The following is a 7,423-nucleotide window of genomic DNA, read 5'->3' as shown; positions in this document are numbered from 1 at the left end:
GCTAATGCTTTTACAACTCTCACTGTGACTGGAAATGTGACAGCGCCATCTCTCACTCATACTAATGAAGGCGTGGTGCTGGCGCTTGTGTCGCCAGCTTCAGGCAATGGCACAAATGATGCAAGTTCATCAGGCGCAATCATGACTGTAAATGGGAATTTTGATTTCACAGGGGCACGCTTGGGGTTAATAGGTAATGGTACGAACTTTTCTGTGATTTCGGGAGATGTAAGACAAGACAATCTACTATACCGAGGCGGCTTTGCCAATGGAACCATGCGTCTTGAGGTCAAAGGGAATTTCCAGCTCAAAAACACGAGTCGCTATAATGGTAGACGCGGTGGTGGCGGTAGCGTCCCCCAAATTCGATTCTCAGGCACGAGCTTACAAATATTTGATGCCGACCCAGACATATGGTTGGGGTCGAGTGGAGAAACCAATGCCATTACGAACTGGGAAATTGCCTCTGGGGCAACAGTACAAATGAACAGCAGCTCAGGTATCGCCATTCACAATCAGTTTGGGCTTACGGTCAATGGTACGCTGGTGTGTCAAGATGGTGCGCAGCTGATTGCAACCCTCACGGGCGGTGGCTCCGGTCAGACACAACTCAATATGGGTCCAAACGGCATCATCCGCGTTGCTGATGTGGATGGCTTAGGCGATGGAACGCTGCTTGACCCTACAAGCGCTGCTCCACTCTTTATCCGACGTACATCGCCAGGCTCATCTACACCAAATGAATGGAACCTAACCAGTATTAACACAAATGGTACGATAGACTACAACGGCAGCGCGCCGCAAGTCATTACGCCCCGCAACCAGCAAGCCTTGTATGTGCCTAACACGCAGTATTATAAACTTACTATCTCAGGTGGCGCTAAGACGCTTGGTAGCGCAACGGCGGTGGTAAGTAACCAACTGACGCTCCAAGGTGGTGCTGTGAGTGGCACGACAAATGACACTGTGCGCATCTTGAACAGTTCTACAGCAGCTATTTCACGCACATCTGGGTGGATTAATGCCCCACTTGAACGCGCGGTTACAGGTGTAAGCGCGCAATACTTTTTCCCATTAGGTGATGCGGCAGTCTATCGTCCAATTACGCTGCAACTTACAGCTAGTACGAGGCTGCTGGCAAAACTCGTTAGTAGCAATGCAAATTCCTTAGCGGGTGTTACTTCCCCTCTGCAAAAGGTGTCGGACCTGCGCTACTATGAATTCAACAACTTAGGTATTGGCGCAGCAACGATGGAACAAGTGCGCGATATGGCTATCAATAGCGATGATGCAGTTAATCTAGCCAGTTCAAACTCCACACTTAAAATTGCGACGCGCACATCGGCACTTTGGCTAAGCCAAGGTCCAGCCGCAGTCAATACCAGCACACTCCCGACAACCTTTAACTCGTTCACGTTCAGCGAGTTGGTCGGTGCAGGTACTGACTTTTTTGTCTCGCTTGCCACCGAAAATCCAGCGGATGATCCGCTGCCGGTGGAGCTTGTGGAGTTTGTTGGACGAGCGACGGGTTTAGGCGTGGAGTTGCGCTGGAAGACGGCATCGGAGCGAGACAATGCGGGATTTGTGCTGCTGCGCAACGGTCAGGAAATTGCACACTACCGTGATGTAGAGGCGCTGCGTGGCGCGGGCACACTGCCTGTCGGGCGGCAATATCAGTTTCGCGATGTTGCTGTGCAAGAAGGCGAGCGGTATGTCTATCGCTTGCGCTCGGTAGACTTTGACGGTACCACACACGACTACGAACAAACCGTTGAAGTTGAAGCCACACGCTTGATTCGAGACTATGAACTGATGCAAAATTATCCCAATCCCTTCAACCCAAGTACAACCATCCGCTATGCGCTTCCTGCAGCAAGCGAAGTGAGTCTGCGTGTCTATGATATGCTCGGACGCATGGTCAGTGAGGTGCTACGCTCTGTAAAGCAGGAAGCGGGCGTCTACGAAGTGCGTTTTGATGCGCGTGGGCTATCAAGTGGCGTTTATCTCTACCGACTGGAAGCTACATCGGCACAAAGGCGGTTTGTAGAGACAAAGAAAATGCTGCTAATGAAGTAGGTTTCAGATGCTTTGCCTCTGCTAAGTTTTTTTGAAGAGGAAACGGCAGAGGCAGAGCGCACCACAGCGTACTAGGCTTGCGGCGGCTTTGCAGAGCAATGGCTTTGCGAGTCTAAACAGGCGAGCGCAATTGAAATTGCTAATATGCAACGCACAAGACAAAGAAACGCAAGGCAAACACCGAAATTGGATTGATCATGTGCAACTCAAAACAGGTACAACTGTCTGCGAAAGTGATGAGAAAATGATTTGAGATTTATGACGATATTCTGGACATGAGTCTTCACCATACTAGTACCTCCTTCACCTGCAGTTTTAAAGGGCAACAAATCCAACATCTGTGAAAACATCAAAATGGAGGAACAATGATAAAGGTGACTACAATAATGAAAGCACTTCGCGTACGACACCAAGTGCGCTGGGGACTTAGCCTCATGCTGCTTGGGTGGCTAATGCCAACGGCACTGTTTGCTCAGAGCTCCTACACTTGGACAGGCGGCGGCGATGGAACAAGTTGGAATAACTCAAATAACTGGAATCCTAATGGCGTGCCGAATGGCACAACTGTTGATGTCATATTTCCGAGTGTGAGTCCGACGCTGACGAACATTCCTGTGAACACACAAGTGCGCGATTTTACGCTGAGCGGCACGAGCAATGTCACACTAAACGGTGACTTGAACATTGGCAGAAACCTTAGTGTCCCAAATGGCTGCACTTTTACTGCGGCGTCGGGCACCACTGTAAAACTAAATGGAAATAGCGTGACACAAGATATCGGAGGGGCTGGCACCACACAGTTCCATAACTTGACAATCGAGAAACTAGGTAGCGATGTTCAGACGACGATAGTTTCGTTGTCAACCGTGTGACAGGCTACACGCTCAATAACCCAGTACGGTTTGTGGGAAATATCACAACGACGGGAGAACTCTATGTGCGGCAGGGTGTGCTCAACTGTGCGCCTACTGCAGGTGCGACCTTTAGCCACCAAATCCAAAGCATGCGGGTAGGCGGACCTAACAGCACGCAGACACAGGAACCTTTCCCCTCATGTTACAGTTAATACGGGCTTTACGGTTACAGCAAATGCACAAAATGTTAATGCCACACTGACTGTATTAGGAGATGTGGTTGCAAATCAAGTTGCAACAACGAATGGTGGTGTTGCAATTGCAATGACTTCTCCTTTTTCAGGGGGAAGCACGGCAACCTTTAACGTGCGAGGCAATTTGCTATTGACTGTACCAACAGGTTTAGGATTTAATCTCTATTACAGCACGATACCTGGAGCATCAATTCCTGCATCAATTACGATGAATCTGGGGCAGACAGGTGTAGGCGGTACAGGCGGCTTTACCATGACAAGTGGAATAATTCAAGCCAATCCAAGCGGTACAGTTATCCCCACTATAAACTTTTTGGGCGGGACACTTGCAAATCCAGCGGTGCACAATGTAGTCTTTGGCGTACAGTCTGGTGGTACGCCCTCTGCAAATGCAAATATCACTTACAATGTCAATGGTGTCGTAAATGTGATTGGAGGGTCGAGCTTTGGAATTTCTCGAAATCAAACGCTGACGATCAACGGCACAGTAATTGTAGATAACAGCGCTGAAATTACAGGCGTGAACATCGGTACTGCTTCCGGGCAACCCCACACTGGCATTTGGGCCGAACGGGCGTCTGGTGGTGCGTAACCTCACAGGGTTAGGTGATGGTATGTCAGCAACTGCCTTCGGATTTTGTATTACACGGCGTGGTAGCCCTGTGAATTGGAATCTCACTAACATTAACACGCAAGGCACGATTGAATATGCTGCAAATGTGGCAGGGGATCAGACCGTAACAGCGCGTACCTACAACAATCTGGTCATTAACCGTCCTGCAAGCAACTTTACGCTGCCTACAACATTGACAAATCCGTGCATAGCAGATGGAAATATCACGGTCAACAATTCGCTGGTGATTCAACAAGGGGTGTTTGTTTTAACGAATGCGGCAAGTGGAACTCGTGCACACACCGTCAACGGAAATGTTACGATTGGCTCTGCGGCAAGTTCAGCTACACTGAGCTCTGCGAACACTGCCTTGCTGCTCAATACACAGAACACGACAACTTCTGCACTGACCATCAATGGAAATGTAACTATCAATGCCAGTGCAACAAACGGGGTCATGATAGCACTATCAGCGATTAGCACAAGCACAACCGGCAGCACGCTGACCATCAATGGCGCATTTACGACGGCCGGCTCAAGTTTTGTGCGGCTTTTTGGCAATGCGCAAACCTCAGGCAATCCAAACCTTACGCTCAATTTAAGAGGCGATGTAACACTGGGCACAAGCAGCCGATTTGTAGCAACACGCAATCCGACGGCAACAACGGTGCCGACGGTCAGCCTGGGCGGTCTGACCCCGAACACGGTCAATGTGCCTGTGGAAGTGTGGTGGGGCAGCGTAGGCGATGAAGGCAATGTGCGTTGCAATTGGTCAGTGCCATCAGGTGCAGATGTTACACTCAGCACAGGTTCAGCGATAGCATGCATGAACACATACTCGCTGACTGTAAATGGTACCTTGCGTTGCCAAGACAACTCGGCACTGATTGCAACGCTGACCGGGAGTGCCACAGGGCTGTCCAACTTTGTAATGGGAGCGGCTGGGTATCTGACTTGCGCTGACCCGCAGGGGTTAGGCGATGGGACATTCCTTGCTCCGGCAGCGAATCAACCGCTGTTTGTGCGTCAGCAAGCACCAAGTAATGCGGTGCCACAAGGCTGGGCACTTACGAGCATTGTCTCAAATGGCACGGTGGAGTTTAATGGCAGTAGCACACAGAATGTAGATGCGGGGACTTACTACAATCTGGTGATTAATAATACAGCAGGAAATATGGTGATTAATTTCCCTGAAACGAATCCAAGTCCGCCCCCATCGAGTTTGGGAGCGCCAGATATCGTAACAGGGAACTTGACGGTGACGAATTTGCTGGATGTGCAGCGTGGGATATTGGTGCTGACGCCAACAACGGGAAGTGCGCCGTTGACGCACACATTCAATGCAGTAACGATTGGAAGTGCAACCAGTACTGCAGACATTGTAGGTGTGCCAGCTGATCCGCCGCCGCTGCCACAGTATTACAGCTTTACGACCAACACGGGAATTGTGGTCAACAACCGTGCGAACACGACCGTGACGGTTAATGTCAACAATGACATCAGTTCTACCACGCCTGCACACAGCGGTGTAGGCGTGGTGATTGGCGGGATTGATGCAAACCCCGGTTGCGCAACAACCATCACGGTTGGAGGCAATTTCAATTTTACCCAAGAGCTCTTTCTGATTGGCAGTGCGAGAAGTGGCGGAACAGGGTCACTTACAAACAAAGTGTTGCAAGTAGGTGGCAACTTCACAATGAGCAACACTGCAAGTCGCTTTATTGGCGACTGGTTTGGATACGTGAGCGACCCGAGAATTCGTCTTGTGGGAACAAATGCAACGCTAACGATACCGTCTGTGGTATGGCTGGGCACAAAAGGAGAGACCAATGCGCTGTGCCAGTGGGAGATTCCATCTGGTGCGCAGGTAACGATTCCCAATGGGTCAGCACTGGTGTGTATGAACAATCGGTCGGTACAGCTGGGCGGTACGCTCATCTGCGAAGATGGCTCAGAGATGATCTCGACGCGTACGGGTGGCTCAAGCAGTCTTGCGGTGTTTCAGATGCAGCCTACTGGGGTGTTGCGCATTCGTGATGTGCATGGCTTAGGCACAGGCACACTGCTTGACCCACTAGCAGCAAATGCTCCTGTTTTTATTCGCCGCACGGCACCATTTTCCGAAGAACCGCCACCAATTTTTAACTGGGATTTGACGAGCCTCAATAACAATGGTCAGGTCATTTATGACAACAACAGTACGACACAAGCGATTACGCCCCGCAACGCCACAAGTGCCTTTGTCCCGAATGTGCGTTATCATCAGTTGGTGGTCAAAGGCAATGACAAGACCATTTCAGGGGGCAGTGTAGTGGTGGGCAATCTGTTAGATATCGATGCTGTGATCAACATTCCAAATGTCAATGATACCTTGCGCCTGCTCAATACGGCGCCGGCATCGCTGAACTATGCGGGCGGACATATCAACGGCTATCTGGAGCGGGCAATGTCGGGGACAAACACTTACCTGTTCCCGCTTGGGGATGGGAGTGTGGAGCGACAAATTGAACTTGTAGTCAATGCGGCAAGTGCGACAGCGATGCGCGGACGCTTGGTAACAGGCGATGCTAATGTTGAGGTGACAAGTAGTGTGGTATCGCCGCTGGTAGCGGCATCGTTCTTACGCTATTATGCGTTTCAGAACACAGGTAACGCTACAGTGGATGTGACGCAAATAACAAACATGCGTGTGCGTGCAGATGATGATGTGCAGAACAGTGCGACGAACACGACCTTGAAGGTGGCGACAGCGACGCCGAGTCCATGGACGGGGCGCGGACCTTCGAGCGTCAATACGAGTGCATTGCCAACGGTGATAACATCGGATGTGATTAGTCCGGCGCTGACGATAGGGAGCAATCAAGCGTGGTATGCGGCGTTGGGGACGGAGAATTTGGTGGATAACCCCTTGCCGGTGGAGCTTGTGGAGTTTGTTGGACGAGCGACGGGTTTAGGCGTGGAGTTGCGCTGGAAGACGGCATCGGAGCGAGACAATGCGGGATTTGTGCTGCTGCGCAACGGTCAGGAAATTGCACACTACCGTGATGTAGAGGCGCTGCGTGGCGCGGGCACACTGCCTGTCGGGCGGCAATATCAGTTTCGCGATGTTGCTGTGCAAGAAGGCGAGCGGTATGTCTATCGCTTGCGCTCGGTAGACTTTGACGGTACCACACACGACTACGCGCTGCAAGTAGAGGTAATTGGACCACGCGTGAGTCGAGAGTTTCGTCTGGAGCAGAATTATCCGAATCCATTTAATTCGAGCACGGTGATTGCCTACGAAGTGCCTGAGCCAAGTGAAGTGAAGTTGTCGGTGTATGACTTATTAGGTCGCAAAGTCGCGGATCTTGCTGAAGGGCGCAGAGATGTTGGGCGATACGAAGTGCGTTTTGATGCACAAGGCTTAAGCGGCGGACTCTACATTTATCGTCTGGAAGCCAGTTCAGCGCGTGGGCGCTTTGTAGAAGCACACAAGATGCTGCTTTTAAAGTGAGCGCTAGCAGAAAAGCGATCTCTAAATGCAAATTGAAATTCTCAGTAGCCTTTTTGCGTTAAAGCTCAATGTAGTAAAAAACACAGTAGTGCAAACAAACTTTGCTTGCAACACATAAACTTTTGGAGGAAAA

At 50.5% G+C, this 7,423-nt stretch carries 4 protein-coding genes; all 4 read left to right on the top strand.

What is annotated here, in order from left to right; all coding sequences use genetic code 11:
• Positions 1-141: 141 nt before the first annotated feature.
• The 4 genes from CMR00_04110 to CMR00_04095 all read left to right on the top strand — a co-directional run bounded on the left by CMR00_04110 (position 142) and on the right by CMR00_04095 (position 7,290).
• A complete protein-coding gene (locus CMR00_04110) occupies positions 142-2,076 on the top strand; it encodes a hypothetical protein (GenBank protein ID PIO48663.1) in 1,935 nt (644 codons plus the stop codon).
• Positions 2,077-2,462: 386 nt separating this feature from the next.
• On the top strand, positions 2,463-2,948 hold the full coding sequence (locus CMR00_04105) for a hypothetical protein (GenBank protein PIO48662.1): 486 nt from the start codon (positions 2,463-2,465) through the stop codon (positions 2,946-2,948).
• 258 nt (positions 2,949-3,206) lie between these two features.
• Complete coding sequence (locus CMR00_04100) at positions 3,207-3,776, top strand: hypothetical protein (protein ID PIO48661.1); 570 nt, start codon at positions 3,207-3,209, stop codon at positions 3,774-3,776.
• A gap of 22 nt (positions 3,777-3,798) precedes the next feature.
• Positions 3,799-7,290, top strand: coding sequence for a hypothetical protein (locus CMR00_04095; protein ID PIO48660.1), 3,492 nt, complete (start codon positions 3,799-3,801; stop codon positions 7,288-7,290).
• The last annotated feature ends 133 nt before the right edge of the window (positions 7,291-7,423 follow it).

Source organism: [Chlorobium] sp. 445 (genome assembly GCA_002763895.1).
GTDB lineage: Bacteria > Bacteroidota > Chlorobiia > Chlorobiales > Thermochlorobacteraceae > Thermochlorobacter.
This window is presented reverse-complemented; position numbering and strand designations above follow the sequence as displayed.

Bases quoted from the DNA above. Each gene is read 5' to 3' on its own strand.
- CMR00_04110 (PIO48663.1), top strand. From the start codon at position 142: ATGACTGTAAATGGGAATTTTGATTTCACAGGGGCACGCTTGGGGTTA.
- CMR00_04105 (PIO48662.1), top strand. From the start codon at position 2,463: ATGAAAGCACTTCGCGTACGACACCAAGTGCGCTGGGGACTTAGCCTC.
- CMR00_04095 (PIO48660.1), top strand. From the start codon at position 3,799: ATGTCAGCAACTGCCTTCGGATTTTGTATTACACGGCGTGGTAGCCCT.